Below are 15,600 nucleotides of genomic sequence, written 5' to 3' on the forward strand. Positions count from 1 at the left end.
TCAACTTAACTTATTGATTTTAAAGGTCTAAATTGGTGGGCCCACTAGGACTTGAACCTAGGACCAACGGATTATGAGTCCGCTGCTCTAACCAACTGAGCTATGGGCCCGAAGAGGAGGTTATTTTAAACTTAATTTACTTTTTGTTCCAGTTTTTTGTAACTTTTGATTATCATTTTTTTTTAGGTTGTTAATTTTCTAATCAATGAACACGACTGTTGGGCTGTGTGACCCAGCAGTTGTATTCATTAGTTGCACTGTCTGTAATGCAAGAGATTGGTTGTTGGGTCAAATGACCCAACCTACGTTAACCTTCGTCACCTTCGAGAAAACTTCGCAGTTTCTCTGAGCGGGAAGGGTGGCGTAGTTTGCGGAGTGCTTTTGCTTCAATTTGACGAATACGTTCACGGGTTACGTCGAATTGTTTACCTACTTCTTCCAGAGTGTGGTCGGTATTCATTTCGATACCAAAACGCATGCGCAGTACTTTTGCTTCTCTTGGGGTTAAGGTTTCCAAGATTTCTAAAGTTGCTTCGCGTAGACCTTCTGCAGTCGCCATGTCGATTGGTGATTCGATGTTATTGTCTTCAATAAAATCGCCTAGGTGTGAATCATCATCATCACCAACAGGGGTTTCCATGGAAATAGGTTCTTTCGCAATTTTCAGTACTTTGCGAATTTTATCTTCGCTCAATTCCATTTTTTCTGCTAATTCTTCAGGTGTTGCTTCACGGCCTGTTTCTTGCAGAATTTGTCTGGAAATACGATTGAGTTTATTAATGGTCTCAATCATATGCACTGGAATACGAATCGTACGTGCTTGGTCGGCAATCGAACGTGTAATCGCTTGTCTAATCCACCAGGTTGCGTAAGTTGAGAATTTGTAACCTCTGCGGTATTCAAATTTATCAACAGCTTTCATCAAACCGATGTTGCCTTCTTGAATTAAATCAAGGAATTGTAGGCCACGGTTGGTGTATTTTTTCGCAATTGAAATTACCAAACGTAAGTTTGCTTCAACCATTTCTTTCTTGGCGCGGCGTGCTTTTGCTTCGCCAATAGACATTTTACGGTTGATGTCTTTAATCTCACCAATCGTTAAGCCGTATTCTACTTCAAACGAAACCAGACGTGATTGAATGCGTAAAATTTCTTCGGTGTATTCGGAAATACGACTCATATCAAGTTTTTTCGCATGTTTCGCAATAATGTTGTTTAACCATTCCAGATCCGTTTCTTGACCAGGGAAGGTGTCAATGAACAGCTTGCGAGGAATGCGTGCTTTTTCAATACACAGGCGCATAATGCTGCGTTCAAATTCACGAATGTGGTTACGTAACTGGCGGAAATGGCGGGTTAAGCGATCCACTTGTCTGGATGTTAGTTTCAGCTTTAAGAATGAATCTGACATTGCTTCCAGCGATTTATTCGTTTTTGCATGCGTTCTGCCGTGCTCTTTTAATACAACCATGGCGGCATTAAAACATTCACGTAGTTCGTCAAAATAAGCTTTGGCTTGTTCAGGGTTGGGGCCATCATCAACTTCAGCGATGCCGCCTTCGCCATCTTCGTCTTCATCATCATTAGCCAAGATGAGTTCATCTTGTTGTGATTCGTCAAGCATAGAGCCGATATTAGCCGCAGGAGCCATTTCTTCGTCAGAATCAGCAAAGCCACTAATGATTTCATTGAGGCGAATTTCTTGCGCAATAAAGCGTTCATAATCATCGAGAACCAATTGTACTGTTTCTGGATAATGAGCCAAGGATTTAAGAACTTGATAAATCCCTTCTTCAATGCGTTTCGCAATGCGGATTTCGCCTTCGCGGGTTAATAACTCAACAGTACCCATTTCACGCATATACATGCGCACAGGGTCTGTAGTCCGCCCGGTTTCTTTGTCCACAGATGCAAGAACCATTGCTGCTTCTTCGATATCAGGCACTTCTTCGGTATTGAGCAGAAGGGCTAATTCGTCATCGCCTGGCGGGAGTTCAAATACTTTAATGTTCATGCCTTCTAGCATGCTGATAATGACATCAAAATGTTCTGTATCAACAATATTAGGCAATAAGTCATTGATTTGACTGTAGGTCAAATAACCTTGTTCTTTCCCTAGGCTAATGACTTTGGTTATCTGTGAGCTTTGCTGTTCTTGGTCATTCATGGTCATAGGCACTTCTTTTAAGGACAATTAAGCGTTACAAAATGTTCTAATTATAGACTGGCTCGATGGAACATGCCAGTGGTTTATTGAACTATTTGCTCTGATTTGTTCTACTCCGCGCCAGGCGTGGAGTAGCTGATTTTTTTTATTTTTATACATGTCTTTCCTGCAACATTTTTTGCAAATGCAACCGTTCGGTTTCAGTTAGTCCTTGTTGACGTGATTTATCGATCAACTGTCGAATAATTAATTCCTGGTTTTGTTTTTGCAAAAAAATAATGATATCAATAAATTCTTTGACTAATTCTTGCTCGGGTACTTGATGGTTCCAAGCTGCTAATCTATTGATGAATTCAAAATAATGATGATCACGCCATGTTTCAATTAAGGACGCAGTATTGGTTTTGGGATTTGCTGCAAGTTGTTGCAGTAATTTGAGTAAAATCTCATGTTCTTTTGTATTTAGCGCATTTAGATCAATTTGTTCAATACTCTTAGTATATATTTCTGGATTTTGTAAGAGTAGGGCAACGGCAATGCGCATGGGGGTACGTGTAAGCGCGGTTTTGGGTTTCTCTTGGGTTACTGCTGGAGCTTGTGTCACTTGTTGGTCACTAATTAATTGATTTAAGCGGTGGCTTTCTATATGCGTCATGCGCGCCAGATCATCAATGAGTAATTGCTTATAGGAACCTTCATTTATTTTTTGTAATAAGGGTTTTGTTACATTAATTAATTGTGTTTTTCCTGCAGGATTACGTAGGTTAATGTCTTTGGCTAAGGTGTCCAGGAAAAAACGATGCAGGGGCGTTGCTTGTTTCAAGCGATTTAAAAAATTCTCTTTGCCTTCCGCTCTGACTAAGCTGTCTGGATCGTGACCATCGGGTAAAAACATGAAGCTGGCATCGAGCCCTTGATGTAGCTGTGGCAAGCTGCTTTCAAGACCGCGCCATGCAGCTTGTCTTCCGGCATTATCCCCATCAAAGCAAAAAAATAATGCCTTGGTATGTTTGGCCAGAAGTTGAATATGGTAGGTGCTGGTTGCTGTGCCTAAAGTAGCCACTGCATTCATGATGCCATGCTGGGCCAAAGCGATGACATCCATATAGCCTTCAACAATAATAATGTATTCAGGCGATTTTTTTTGACTCAGAATCTGATGGAGACCGTAAAGTTCTCTGCTTTTTTGAAAGATAACGGTTTCGGGCGAGTTGAGGTATTTAGGTTTTTGATCTGCACTTAAAACACGTCCGCCAAAACCAATAATACGTCCATGACGGTCATGAATAGGAAACATTACCCTATTTCGGTAGCGATCATAAATTTTTCCTTCGTCATTTTTAATCAGCATGCCTGTAGTAATTAAGTCGCGCTGATTGCGAGGAAATGCTTTTTCCAGATTATGCCAACCTTCGTTCGCATAGCCTAATTGGTATAATTTGGCTATGTCACCACTTAGGCCTCTACCGCGTAAATAATTAATGGCAAGTTGTCCTTCATGTTTTAGTTGTTTCTGATAATAAAGGCTAATCGCAGATAATAGTTTATAGAGATCTTGCGATGCGTTATTTTTTTCAGCTTGGCCATCACGCGGCACAGTTAAACCTAAACGTGTTGCCAGAGTTTCAATCGCGTCAATGAATCCTTGATTGAGGTAATTCATAACAAAGCTAATGGCATTTCCTGAGGCACCACAGCCGAAGCAATGATAAAACTGTTTTTTGGCAACTACGTTAAAAGAAGGTGACTTTTCATTGTGAAAAGGACAACACGCAATGTGGCTCGTTCCCCTTTTTTTCAGCGGAACGAAGCTATCAACTAATTCAACTAGATCAGTGCGTTGCAGGATCTCATCAATGAACGACTGTGGGATTAAGCCAGACATGGCTATCCTAGTTTAACCTTGCCTTAATCAGAGCACTAACTTGAGCCATATCGGCGCGACCTTGGAGGCTTGGCCTTAATTGCGCCATGACCTTACCCATATCAGCCATTTTTTCAGCGCCTGTTGAGGCGATGGCATCATTAACCAATTGCTCAATTTCTGCTGCTGATAAGGGTTCAGGCAAATATTTGCTGAGAATAGACAATTCAAATTGTTCTTGGGCAACTAAATCTTCGCGGTTTGCTTTTTCAAATTGAGTGATGGATTCTTTACGTTGTTTGCTCATTTTATCCAGAATAGCCAGCATACGCTCTTCATCGACTTCGATACGCTCATCAACTTCAATTTGTTTCACTGCGGCAGTGATTAAACGTAATGTGGTTAACAGATTTTTATCTTTGGCACGCATTGCGTCTTTGATGTCATTAGTGAGACGTTCTTTAATAGTCATGATTTAATCCTTAGGCTTAGAGGTTAAGGAACTGGGATTTGTACAAATACCAAAAGGCCACATAAATGTGACCTTGGTAAATAATACAGGATGAAAATCCTATTTACGTCGGTGCTTTGTACCTTGTCGTGAAGAAGTATCGCGAGAAATTTTCTTCAGGTGACGTTTTACTGCAGCGGCTTGTTTGCGCTTGCGCTCAGCAGTTGGTTTTTCATAAAATTCACGACGGCGTAGCTCGGTTAAGATACCGGCTTTTTCACATGAGCGCTTGAAACGGCGCAGTGCGTATTCTGGGTTTTCGCCTTCTTTGACGCGAACTGTAGGCATTAAAATAATCCTCTAGTAATTTGATCTCAATAGGTGGGCAATTCTAGTGCTAGTTGAAGCACTCGTCAAGCTTATAACAAGAAATTATTTTTAATGGGGCTCTTGTTGATTAAATAGAGTTCATTAAGTATAGGCAATAGTCTTTAATTAAGCTCATAAAGATGACTAATATTAAAACATATTTATTAAAGGAATCTATTTAGAAAAGAACTTATTTTTTGCTGGCCTACGGGTGCAAGCAAGTAATCATTTTGCTTCCTAGCCATAAAGACTACATTAGTAGCACTCTGTGTTATAATCTGCAGTTGATTTATTTTTATCAGGTTTGTCATGTTGGTATTAGGTTTTGAATCCTCTTGTGATGAAACAGGGATAGCTATTTATGATTCGGATGCAGGATTGTTGGCTCACGCATTGCATTCGCAAATTGACACGCATCGGATACACGGTGGTGTTGTGCCTGAGCTTGCCTCGCGTGATCATGTCAATTACTTGATTCCGTTGATGAACGAGGTTTTACAACAAGCAAGTCTTGATAAAAAAGCCTTGCATGGCATCGCTTATACCGCAGGGCCTGGGTTGATTGGGGCTTTGCTTGTTGGTTCTTGTTTTGCTAAAAGCCTTGCTTATGCCTTGAATATTCCCGCTTTGGCGGTGCACCATTTGGAAGCGCATTTATTAGCCGCCAAAATGGAAACCCCTTCGCTAGACTTTCCTTTTATTGCACTTTTAGTTTCCGGTGGACATTGCCAGTTGATCGAAGTTAGAGCCTTAGGTGAATATCGTCTTTTGGGTGATACCTTGGATGATGCGGTAGGGGAGGCTTTTGATAAAACGGCTAAATTGATGGGAATTCCTTATCCTGGTGGCCCAGTACTTGCGGCTCTTGCTGATCAATGTGAGACAACACCTTATCGTTTCCCGCGCCCGATGACCGATAGGCCGGGCTTGGACTTTAGTTTTAGTGGTTTAAAGACCCATTCATTAACTACTTGGAATCAAAGTGCGAAGGATGAGCGGGCATGTTCCGAAATTGCTAAAGCATTTCAGTTGGCAGTCATTGAAACCTTAATTATTAAGTGCAAACGCGCCGTGCAAGAAGCAGGATGTAAACGTTTAGTCGTTGCGGGTGGGGTGGGGGCTAATAAAGCCTTGCGTCTTGCTTTACGGGACTGGATGGATAGCCTTGATGGCGAGATTTATTTTCCTGCTCTGGAATATTGTACTGATAATGGGGCTATGGTTGCCTATGCCGGTTGTTTGCGCATGTTAAATGGTGAGAAGGATTTAAGTATTGGCGTTGAGGTTAAAGCACGTTGGCCTTTGGCTTAATACGTGCTTTAGTTCATCGGTTGGGCCAAAGTCGGCCCAACGCTATGGCGGTGGCCTCGCTCCGTTGTTGCGTTTCGCAAAGTGCAACACCAACCTACATTTGATTGTGAGGATTGGTGCCAGGAAGCAAGGGCATTATTTTTCTTCTTTGAGCTTAGTTACTTTTGCTTTTTTGGGGGCGGTTTTTTTAGCCGATTTTTCTTTTTGCTCGGCATTGTCTGTTTTAACCGTTGGTTTTTTAGAGGCTTTTGCTTTAGTTACTGGCTTTTTTTCGGCTTTGGTTGCTACAGGCTTCTTGGTTACAGTCGGTTCTACTTCATAGACTATTTTTTCTTTCACTATGGGCATAGGTGCAGGAGCATAAGTGGCGTCTGGCTCATCATCCATTACTTCATCAAGGACACTGCGCTGCGTTAATTGAATCTTGGGTTCGGTCTTGTCAATAAGACGGTAAATGTTATTTTTATGTTTGATAGCAATTAATAGCGCCATTAAGAACAGTGGGGGAATCACTTCTATATTGCTGATAATGGCCAGAGCATAGAAGGGGGATAAGCAAATTGAAATTAAAGACGCTAAAGAAGAGAAGCGTGTAACACGTGCGACGATTAACCACGTTCCGGCAACCATGACGCCCACTATGAATTGGAAGCCTAAAAGGGCACCTATTGCGGTAGCAACTCCTTTTCCGCCTTTAAAGCCGAAGAAAACAGGGTGCATATGCCCAATAACTGCAGCTAAGGCAACAAACCCAATAGCCATGGGGTCAGTTATAAATATCTTGGCGATGAGTACAGGAATTGTTCCCTTAAGAAGGTCGGTGACGAGTACTAGAACCGCATATTTTTTCCCCGCCAGGCGCAACACGTTTGTGGCACCAGGATTTTTTGAACCTTCGGTGCGTGGATCGGGTAGGGAAAACATTTTACAGACGATGACTGCTGAGCAGATCGAACCCATTAAATAAGCAAGAATTACTAAGAGTATAGATAGAATCACCGAGTGCCCCTTTTTCGGAAAGTAATCTATTATTAATGAATCTTTATTTTCAGGCAAGTGGCTAGAGGGTATAGCCACTAAGTATAAGTGCTTCCATTAACACGTTCATCCGTTGTTTCGTACCATCTTTTCCCATGGACATAGAGCTTAGCTTGATGTCTATGCCAGAAGCGAAGGGGCATTTGTCTTGCCTCGCTGCCGTGGTTTGGCGATTTAAGGCAAGAATAACTCTTGGAGGTTATTGGTATATCTTCTGCCGAGGCTCGTTACTTGCCAATGTGTTTCGCTGAGGCTAATTAGCTTTTTTTGTTCAGCAATTTTAAGTTGCGTTAATAGAAGATCTATGGGCAATCTTGTTCTTTCTGTAAATAATTCCAAGGGAATGGCTTGTTCTAAGCGCGTAGTATTTAACATAAATTCAAAGAGTAATTCCTTGGTATCAACCAGCTCTATATTGGCTAGAAAGGGCTTGGCTACATCTAGATAGTCTTTGGGTTGGCGGTGTTTACGAGTCCTTAATATCTCGGTTGTGGTGGTTAATTTTCCATGTGCGCCGGCGCCAATGCCAAAGTAGTCGCCAAATAACCAATAATTCAAATTATGGCGGGCTTGTTTATTTGGTTTTGCAAAGGCAGAAATTTCATAACGAGTAAAGCCTGCTTCTTTTAATAAGGCAAATCCCTGCTCTTCGAGAAAATAGGCTTCATCTTCAGAAGGTAAGGGGGGATTTTCTTTGTAAAAAACCGTATTTGGCTCTATGGTTAATTGGTACCAGGAAAAATGTTCTGGTCGATAGGATAAGGCAGTGCGTAAATCCTCTATCCCTTGTGCGATGCTTTGTTTAGGCAATCCATGCATAATATCCAGATTCAAGTTGTTAAAACCGGCATTGCGTGCGGATTCAATTGCTCGATGTGCTTGTTGTGCATCATGGACCCGTCCGAGTACTTTTAAGTGCTCGGGATTGAAGCTTTGAATGCCTAAGGATAAGCGATTAATGCCTATTTGACGGTAATCGGTGAAACGTTGCTGCTCCACGCTTCCAGGATTGGCTTCCATAGTAATTTCAATATTTGAAGCAAAGGGAAGTATTTTTTTTAGCTCGGTAAATAATAAGTTATAGGCCTCAGCTGAAAAAAGACTGGGCGTGCCGCCACCGATGAAAATAGAGCTAATTTCTCGTGCATTAAAGCGCAGTAAATCGGCGTTTAGGTCCGCGAGAAGTGCTTGTACATAATTGACTTCAGGTAAAACTTCCGGGCTTTTATGTGAATTAAAATCACAATAAGGGCATTTGCGGATACACCAAGGAATATGAATATACAACGATAAAGGAATCATTACTTTTTTAGACTGGCTTGTTTGGGAATGCAATAGTATCATGGCAGGCGTTTTGTAACAAAAATGAATAAGAAAAACGAATAATAAGGGGATAAAACATGGCAAATAAACGAGTTAGAGTCGCCGTTACCGGTGCTGCAGGACAAATTGGTTATGCTTTATTATTCCGCATCGCTTCTGGACAAATGTTTGGTCCAAACGTTGATGTGGAATTAAATTTACTGGAGCTTGAGCCCGCTCTTCCTGCGTTGGAAGGGGTTGCTATGGAACTGGACGATTGTGCGTTCCCATTATTAAAACGTATCGTATGTACTGCTGATTTAAATAAGGCAATGGACGGTGTGAATTGGGCTGTGTTAGTAGGCTCCGTCCCTCGTAAACAAGGTATGGAGCGTTCCGATTTATTAAAAATCAATGGTGGAATATTCACCAAGCAAGGCATGGCAATTAATGATAATGCCAGTGATGATGTGCGGGTGTTTGTCGTAGGCAATCCGTGCAATACAAATTGTTTAATCGCCATGCATCAAGCAAAAGACATTCCTAATGACCGCTTCTTCGCCATGACTACCTTGGATGAATTAAGAGCGCGTACGCAATTGGCGCAAAAAGCAGGCGTTGATATTACTGCCGTAAGTCAAATGACCATATGGGGTAACCATTCTGCAACCCAATACCCTGATTTTTATAATGCCAAGATTAATGGTATTTCTGCTGCTCAAGTAATCAATGATGAAGCATGGTTGAAAGATACGTTTATCTCTACTGTACAACAACGTGGCGCTGCAATCATTAAAGCAAGGGGACTTTCTTCAGCTGCCTCTGCTGCTAATGCGGCGATTACTGGGGTGCATCATTTAGTGACGGATACTCCTGCTGGTGAGTCGTTCTCTATGTGTTGTCATTCTGATGGTGAGTATGGTGTGGATAAAGGCTTAATTTTCTCATTTCCTTGTCGTCGCGAAAACGGTGAGTTTAAAGTGATTGAAGGTTTAACCATGAATGACTTCGGTCAAGAAATGTTTAATAAAACCCTAAATGAATTAAGACAAGAGCGGGATGCGGTTAAGGAATTAGGATTATTGGATTAACTTGTAATTATAATGTTGGTTTTAACCCTCCATCTTCGTGCGAAGAAGGAGGGGTTGCCGCTGCTAACACATGCCCTTGCTCTGCTTCTCCATTTTGATATATTTGCAAAAGCTCGGAACTATCGAGAATAAATTTTGCTTCCGCATTTCGTAATAAGGTTGATACTGAGCGGCCGTTGGATAATATTTCATTGAGTTTATCAACTAATTTCGCTGCTTGAGCTGTAGGATTAGCATTGTTTTGCACAAAGTGAGGAATATGTTTGATGATGGCTTCAGCCAATTGTTGATCGGTTAAATAAAGCACTAAGCGTGTATGAGCAATGTGAGCAAAGTTGTTATCGGATTCCATAATAAGTCGAAATAAGAACTCTGGATCTTTTTTCAAATGCGCACTTAATTTTTGACTGAAGCCAAAATGGTCTCTGTATTCTAGCAGTAAACTAATTTGTGTATTGGCATTATGGCGTGTGCTTGTTTTTCCTGCTTTTGCCACCAGCCAGGGTAAGAGGCCTAGTTCTTTGCGGGTATCATTGAATTGGAATTTTGGTGATAGATTCGAATGAGATAAATAGTTGTCCCAATTGGTAAGTGGTAAATTAAGCGTTTTAGCTAAAGAATCAATGGATGTTTTAATGGCATTAAAATTGATATGTCCTTTTTCAATATATTTTTCAATACGCGGTAAAGTCGCTCTTATTCCCTTAAGCAGTTCAATAAAACTTCGTTTATTATTGGGCTGAAAATTGTCTAGAGAGAGCTTTAATTGCTGAATTTCAGGATAAATATACTTGCCACTTCTCATTGCTTCCAAATGAAAAACAGATTGCAAGGCGTCTTTTAGTGCAGAAAAAGGGTCATTCATAAAATCATCCCCATATAAGCCCTCTTTATAAGCATAGTTAATTAAAGCACGCATGGCAATATTTGTACAGTTTGTTCATTAAATTTTTTTGCGAAATTGAATTCAATAGGGTGGTTGCCTGGCGTGGATTCTGTTACTATGTAGTACATTTTTTTTACACATGGTATGAAATGATGCAGTCTTTCAAAGTGAGTATCGTCGTTATTGTTGCCATCGTTTTATGGGCTTCGGCTTTTGTTGGTATTCGCATAGGTTTAACCGGATACTCACCTGGTGGTCTTGCGCTCTTGCGTTTTCTCGTTGCTTCATTGTTTATGGCGCTTATTTATTATGGCCACGGCATTAAGAAGCCAATTCCCTGGAAGGATCGTATTCAATTATTAATCGCAGGGATGGCGGGGATCGGTATTTATAATATTTGTTTAAATTATGGGGAGTTGAGTGTTTCAGCGGGTATTGCTAGTTTCATTATTGGTTTAATGCCCGTGCTAACTGTACTCTTATCACTCATTTTTTTGCAGGAAAAGTTAAGTCGTGGTGTGTGGCTGGGTATTTTAATCAGTGTTTTGGGTTTGGTTTTGCTCGCTATTGGTGAAAATTCAGAACCGGGCATGCAACAAGGTATTCTGGCAATTCTTGTTTCAGCATTGATGGGAGCTATTTTAACTATTATTCAAAAGCAATTTGCCAGTGTATATCATCCAGTAGCGATTATTTCTTGGGTAATGTGGGGTGGGACTTTACTACTATTGATGTTTGCGCCGGCATTAATACAAGAAATTCAAACGGCTGACTTGCAGACAACTTTGGCTGTAGTTTATATGGGGATTTTTCCCGCGGCAATTGCTTATTTAGCGTGGGGTTATGCGCTTAAATACCTGTCGGCGTCTAATGCTTCGGTGACCTTATATGCTTTGCCTATTGTATCCACCTTCTTGGGTTTTATCTTATTGAACGAGCAGCCTTCATTGATTTCTTTGCTGGGCAGTGGCATTACTTTATTTGGCGCATTTATTGCAAATCGTTTTCAAATTCGTCCGACGACGGCCGTTTCGGAATAGTAATTTTTTGTGAGGATGTCCTAACCTCTAGGATAAATAAATATTTTCTGTGAAAAGGTACTGACAAGGTTTATACTTTATATTTCGATGTTTGTAGTGAGAATACTCATGGAATTGAGAGTGGACAATACCCCGTTTAAAGCCTTGTTTCAGCCTTTAGATTTAGGCTTTACCCAGTTAAAAAATCGTTTATTAATGGGGTCTATGCATACCGGTCTTGAAGAAGACAAAAACAATTTAAATCGCTTGGCACAATTTTATCGTGAAAGAGCATTGGGTGGGGTTGGTTTAATTACCACCGGTGGCTTTGCACCAGATCGCGCGGGTCGTTTGGCACCTTTTGCTGCGAAGTTAACAAACAGTAAAGAACAACAAAAACATGAATTGATTACGCAAACTGTGCATGATGCTGGAGGGAAAATTCTGCTCCAGGCTTTGCATGCCGGGCGTTATGGGTATCATCCCTTTATCGTTGCACCGAGCGGCATTAAGTCGCCGATTAGCCCATTTAAACCGTGGGTAATGAGCAAATATCGCATAAAAAAAAACATTCAACATTTTGCTCGTTGTGCACGTTTGGCGCAATTGGCTGGCTATGATGGTATTGAAATCATGGGCAGCGAAGGCTATTTAATTAATCAATTCATTGTCACGCATACCAATCAACGTACGGATGAATGGGGTGGCAGTTATGAAAATCGTATTCGTTTCCCGCTTGAGGTAGTGCGCAGTGTGCGTGAAGCCGTGGGGGAAAAATTTATTATTGTCTATCGTTTATCTATGCTTGATTTAATTGCTGATGGCAGTAGTTGGGAGGAAGTTGTTCTCCTTGCCAAAGAAATTGAAAAGGCGGGTGCAACCATCATTAATACGGGCATTGGCTGGCATGAGGCACGTATTCCAACCATTGGCACGATGGTTCCGGAAGCTGCTTTTACAACGATAACAAAACATTTAAAACCCGAAGTAAACATACCGCTGATTACTTCGAACCGCATCAATACACCAGAAATGGCAAATAAGCTTATTGAGTCTGGAGTCGCCGACATGGTGTCTATGGCTAGACCTTTTCTCGCTGATCCGCAATTCGCTGAAAAAGCTAAATTAGGTGAGTCCGAGGCAATTAATATCTGTATTGCCTGTAACCAAGCGTGCCTAGACCGGGTTTTTGTGAATAAAACAGCTTCTTGTCTGGTTAATCCACGTGCCTGTAACGAAGTTGAGTTGATCTATGAAGAAACTCATGATCCCAAATCCATTGCGGTTGTTGGCTCCGGTCCTGCAGGTCTTGCCTTTGCTGCGGTTGCTGCGGAACGTGGACATAAAGTGACCTTATTTGAAAAGGGTGGGCAAATAGGTGGGCAGTTTAATTTAGCGAAAAAAATTCCTGGTAAAGAAGAGTTTCAGCATACCTTGAATTATTTTAATTACCAATTGCAGAAATATAAAGTAGCGATCCATTTGCGCACGGAAGCAACTGTGGCGCTATTAGCCGAATTTGATGAAGTCGTTTTAGCCAGTGGTATTAAACCACGTACCCCTGAGATACAAGGTATAGAGCATCCTAAAGTAGTGAGTTATCTTGATGTGATTACCGGTAAGAAAGAAATTGGCCCGCGTGTGGCGATTATTGGCGCTGGTGGTATTGGTTTTGATGTGGCTGAATTTTTAACGAACCAATCCCATAGTTCCAAAGAAGAATTTTATGATGAATGGGGAATTGATGTGCATGGTGAATACCGTGGTGGAATAAAAACCCCCGTCATTGCGCCAAGTCCGCGCGAAGTGTATTTATTGCAACGTAAAAAAGAAAAAATGGGTAAGCGTTTAGGGAAAACTACGGGCTGGATCCATCGCTTAAGTTTGAAACATAAGCAGGTAAAAATGATTTCAGGGGTGATTTATGAGCGTATTGATGATGAAGGTTTGCATGTGCGGATTAATGATACCCCACAAATTTTAGCCGTAGATAATGTGGTTATCTGTGCGGGACAACTTGAGCTTACGGAATTACAGGCGCCGCTAAAAGCAGCTGGTAAAGTAGTGCATTTGATAGGTGGGGCGTATAAGGCTTTAGAGTTGGATGCCCGTCATGCCATTGATCAAGCGTGTCGCCTGGCCGCTTTAATTTAACGTCAGTTTCGGATAAGAAATTGAGTAAAAACTTACTTTTCCTCGATCCGTTCGGGCGGAGAACTATCTATGAATTAGCTTTGGGGCCAGTGTAGGCTATGCGTGAACCTCGCTAGAGAGCCACGCGCCGTGGTTGTTAATCTCCTTGGCGCGCAATAAATACAGTGTTACTCAGCAGCGTATCCTGAAACCGTGCTGTCATTGTAATTGATTACATAGACAAAATTACCATTCGGAGTTACCACAACCGCCGTGGGGCCATCTCCTGTGGCAAAGGGGCTATTCGCCGTCACGGTTAATGCACCTGTTCCTGCATCAATACTATCTGAGCCGACGGTATTATCCTGATAATGGGTCGCATAGGCAAATAGGTTGTCTGGATCGATTGCAATACCATCCGCTCCTGTGATGATTGGTACTGGGCTCACATCCGTTAAGGCACCGGAGCCTGTGTCAATCGCATATATCCAAATAGAGTCATCATATTGATAGCCAGGACCATTATTCGCGGCTACGTAGACAAACAGCCCGTTGGGGCTTACGATAATGCGTGTCGGGTATGTTCCTGTGGCAAAGGGGCTACCGGCAATTGGGGTCAGAAGGCCTGTAGTTGCATCGATGGTGAATGCTGAAATGGTATAACCATTACGATTTACTGCATAGACAAACTCATTATTTGGACTTACTGCTATCCCATCAGGCTGTGATCCTACTGCAAAGTGACCTACATCGGTTAAGACACCTGTCGTCGCATTAAGCGTATAGGCATAAATATTATTGCCATTGGCATTAGTTACATAGACAAACTTGCCATTGGGACTGATGGCTATAGCACTAGGGCCGCTTCCTGCAGCAAAAGTGTTAAACTGACTCAAGGCACCGGTGCTTTGATTGATGTTGTACGCCGTAATATCACTACTTCCGGAGTTAGCCACATAGACACGCAGACCATCTGGACTTACTGCAATTGCAGTAGGATAACTTCCTGCAGCAAACGGGCTGCCAGCAATAGTCGTTAAGACCCCAGTACTGGCATTAATCAGATACCCTGTAACCGTGCCATTAGAATCAGTCACATAGAGAAATTGGCTATTGGGACTGACTGCCATATCACTGGGGTGAAGTCCCGTAGCAAAGGGGCTTGCAGGAACCGGGATTAGGTTACCGGTTTTAGGGCATTGGATGGCATTGATATCAAAAAAAGTAGCATTGGTATTACTTCCTTTTACGGAAACGTTAGGTACTAAGAATGCGGTGGAAGTATTCGTGATAAACGAGATAGAGCAATTGGCACCAGGAGATAGAGACGTGGGGCAACCATTATTTTGCACCACAAAGTTCAGAAAGTTAGAATCGGCAGACGCTGCGGTTATATTTTTTGCGCTAATTTTAGAATTATGGGTAATAGTAACTGTTCCCGGGGGATTTAGGCAGCTCGTTGTACCAATTCGTATCGTACAGTTTTGGAATGCGCTGGAGCAGATGCCGGAAGACTGTCCCTTTGCATTTACTACCAATTCTACTTCATTAGCCGAAGCTCCTTTTTTTTGTAGTAGAGATATGGCTTCATCACTTGCCATAATCGGCGTGGAAAATAATAACAACAAACTCAGTACCACCCTATTGCTCATAATAAAAATCCTTTATTTAATATTATCGATAATCAAGCTGACTGTACCAAAAGAATTGAATAAAAACAAAATCTAAATCGGAACACGTTGTGTTAAATGAGTGGGGTATGGAAAATAGTTTTGCTCTCATCCGCATGGATGCTAGGGCATTAATGAATATTCGTATATACTTCAGTCCAAGGTTTAATCGCCAGCCTGTATAAACATTATTTTTTTCATTTATCTACTCATTAACAAGGTACAACTGCAACTTTTTGATTGTTATCTTTTTTAGAAAAAAACAAGCTTACTAATCGTGCTGATTTTGTGTTTTTTAT

At 41.5% G+C, this 15,600-nt stretch carries 12 protein-coding genes and 1 tRNA gene; 4 read left to right on the forward strand and 9 right to left on the reverse strand.

What is annotated here, in order from left to right:
• Positions 1 to 33 precede the first annotated feature (33 nt).
• The 5 genes from LDG_RS07010 to rpsU all read right to left on the reverse strand — a co-directional run bounded on the left by LDG_RS07010 (position 34) and on the right by rpsU (position 4,830).
• A tRNA-Ile gene (locus tag LDG_RS07010) sits at positions 34 to 110 on the reverse strand.
• 197 nt (positions 111 to 307) lie between these two features.
• Complete coding sequence (gene rpoD, locus LDG_RS07015) at positions 308 to 2,173, reverse strand: RNA polymerase sigma factor RpoD (RefSeq protein ID WP_006870542.1); 1,866 nt, start codon at positions 2,171 to 2,173, stop codon at positions 308 to 310.
• Between the two features lie 145 nt (positions 2,174 to 2,318).
• Positions 2,319 to 4,052 (reverse strand): DNA primase, encoded by a 1,734-nt coding sequence (gene dnaG / locus LDG_RS07020; protein WP_040534787.1) that lies wholly within the window; start codon positions 4,050 to 4,052, stop codon positions 2,319 to 2,321.
• 7 nt (positions 4,053 to 4,059) lie between these two features.
• Complete coding sequence (locus LDG_RS07025) at positions 4,060 to 4,503, reverse strand: GatB/YqeY domain-containing protein (RefSeq protein WP_006870544.1); 444 nt, start codon at positions 4,501 to 4,503, stop codon at positions 4,060 to 4,062.
• A 99-nt stretch (positions 4,504 to 4,602) separates the two neighbouring features.
• Positions 4,603 to 4,830 (reverse strand): 30S ribosomal protein S21, encoded by a 228-nt coding sequence (rpsU, locus tag LDG_RS07030; RefSeq protein ID WP_006870545.1) that lies wholly within the window; start codon positions 4,828 to 4,830, stop codon positions 4,603 to 4,605.
• Positions 4,831 to 5,160: 330 nt separating this feature from the next.
• On the opposite strand from rpsU, the gene tsaD reads away from it, so the two are divergent.
• A complete protein-coding gene (gene tsaD / locus LDG_RS07035) occupies positions 5,161 to 6,162 on the forward strand; it encodes a tRNA (adenosine(37)-N6)-threonylcarbamoyltransferase complex transferase subunit TsaD (protein ID WP_006870546.1) in 1,002 nt (333 codons plus the stop codon).
• Positions 6,163 to 6,297: 135 nt separating this feature from the next.
• Here the strand turns inward: tsaD and plsY are convergent, their stop codons facing one another.
• Both plsY and hemW read right to left on the reverse strand, forming a co-directional pair.
• Positions 6,298 to 7,161, reverse strand: coding sequence for a glycerol-3-phosphate 1-O-acyltransferase PlsY (plsY, locus tag LDG_RS07040; RefSeq protein ID WP_040534790.1), 864 nt, complete (start codon positions 7,159 to 7,161; stop codon positions 6,298 to 6,300).
• A 213-nt stretch (positions 7,162 to 7,374) separates the two neighbouring features.
• The gene (hemW, locus tag LDG_RS07045) at positions 7,375 to 8,502 is read right to left on the reverse strand and encodes a radical SAM family heme chaperone HemW (RefSeq protein WP_040534900.1); all 1,128 of its coding nucleotides are present in this window, start codon (positions 8,500 to 8,502) and stop codon (positions 7,375 to 7,377) included.
• Positions 8,503 to 8,600: 98 nt separating this feature from the next.
• On the opposite strand from hemW, the gene LDG_RS07050 reads away from it, so the two are divergent.
• Positions 8,601 to 9,593: a malate dehydrogenase gene (locus LDG_RS07050; protein ID WP_006870549.1), complete on the forward strand. Its 993-nt coding sequence runs from the start codon at positions 8,601 to 8,603 to the stop codon at positions 9,591 to 9,593.
• A gap of 7 nt (positions 9,594 to 9,600) precedes the next feature.
• On the opposite strand, the gene LDG_RS07055 is transcribed toward LDG_RS07050, so the two are convergent.
• A complete protein-coding gene (locus LDG_RS07055; protein ID WP_050805533.1) occupies positions 9,601 to 10,458 on the reverse strand; it encodes a hypothetical protein in 858 nt (285 codons plus the stop codon).
• A 170-nt stretch (positions 10,459 to 10,628) separates the two neighbouring features.
• Here LDG_RS07055 and LDG_RS07060 point away from each other — a divergent pair, with 170 nt between their 5' ends.
• Positions 10,629 to 11,519 (forward strand): DMT family transporter, encoded by an 891-nt coding sequence (locus LDG_RS07060; protein WP_006870551.1) that lies wholly within the window; start codon positions 10,629 to 10,631, stop codon positions 11,517 to 11,519.
• Between the two features lie 108 nt (positions 11,520 to 11,627).
• Positions 11,628 to 13,652: an NADPH-dependent 2,4-dienoyl-CoA reductase gene (locus tag LDG_RS07065; protein ID WP_040534792.1), complete on the forward strand. Its 2,025-nt coding sequence runs from the start codon at positions 11,628 to 11,630 to the stop codon at positions 13,650 to 13,652.
• Between the two features lie 167 nt (positions 13,653 to 13,819).
• Here the strand turns inward: LDG_RS07065 and LDG_RS18920 are convergent, their stop codons facing one another.
• Positions 13,820 to 15,283: a lactonase family protein gene (locus LDG_RS18920; protein WP_083821395.1), complete on the reverse strand. Its 1,464-nt coding sequence runs from the start codon at positions 15,281 to 15,283 to the stop codon at positions 13,820 to 13,822.
• Positions 15,284 to 15,600 lie beyond the last annotated feature (317 nt).

It is taken from the genome of Legionella drancourtii LLAP12, assembly GCF_000162755.2.
Classification (GTDB): Bacteria; Pseudomonadota; Gammaproteobacteria; order Legionellales; family Legionellaceae; genus Legionella; species Legionella drancourtii.

What these genes read in the sequence shown, in the direction of transcription:
- LDG_RS07050 (WP_006870549.1), top strand. Translation starts at nt 8,601, where the DNA reads ATGGCAAATAAACGAGTTAGAGTCGCCGTTACCGGTGCTGCAGGACAA.
- LDG_RS07055 (WP_050805533.1), bottom strand. Translation starts at nt 10,458, where the DNA reads ATGAATGACCCTTTTTCTGCACTAAAAGACGCCTTGCAATCTGTTTTT.
- LDG_RS07025 (WP_006870544.1), bottom strand. Translation starts at nt 4,503, where the DNA reads ATGACTATTAAAGAACGTCTCACTAATGACATCAAAGACGCAATGCGT.
- tsaD (WP_006870546.1), top strand. Translation starts at nt 5,161, where the DNA reads ATGTTGGTATTAGGTTTTGAATCCTCTTGTGATGAAACAGGGATAGCT.
- LDG_RS07060 (WP_006870551.1), top strand. Translation starts at nt 10,629, where the DNA reads ATGATGCAGTCTTTCAAAGTGAGTATCGTCGTTATTGTTGCCATCGTT.
- LDG_RS07065 (WP_040534792.1), top strand. Translation starts at nt 11,628, where the DNA reads ATGGAATTGAGAGTGGACAATACCCCGTTTAAAGCCTTGTTTCAGCCT.
- dnaG (WP_040534787.1), bottom strand. Translation starts at nt 4,052, where the DNA reads ATGTCTGGCTTAATCCCACAGTCGTTCATTGATGAGATCCTGCAACGC.
- rpoD (WP_006870542.1), bottom strand. Translation starts at nt 2,173, where the DNA reads ATGACCATGAATGACCAAGAACAGCAAAGCTCACAGATAACCAAAGTC.
- hemW (WP_040534900.1), bottom strand. Translation starts at nt 8,502, where the DNA reads ATGATTCCTTTATCGTTGTATATTCATATTCCTTGGTGTATCCGCAAA.
- LDG_RS18920 (WP_083821395.1), bottom strand. Translation starts at nt 15,283, where the DNA reads ATGAGCAATAGGGTGGTACTGAGTTTGTTGTTATTATTTTCCACGCCG.
- rpsU (WP_006870545.1), bottom strand. Translation starts at nt 4,830, where the DNA reads ATGCCTACAGTTCGCGTCAAAGAAGGCGAAAACCCAGAATACGCACTG.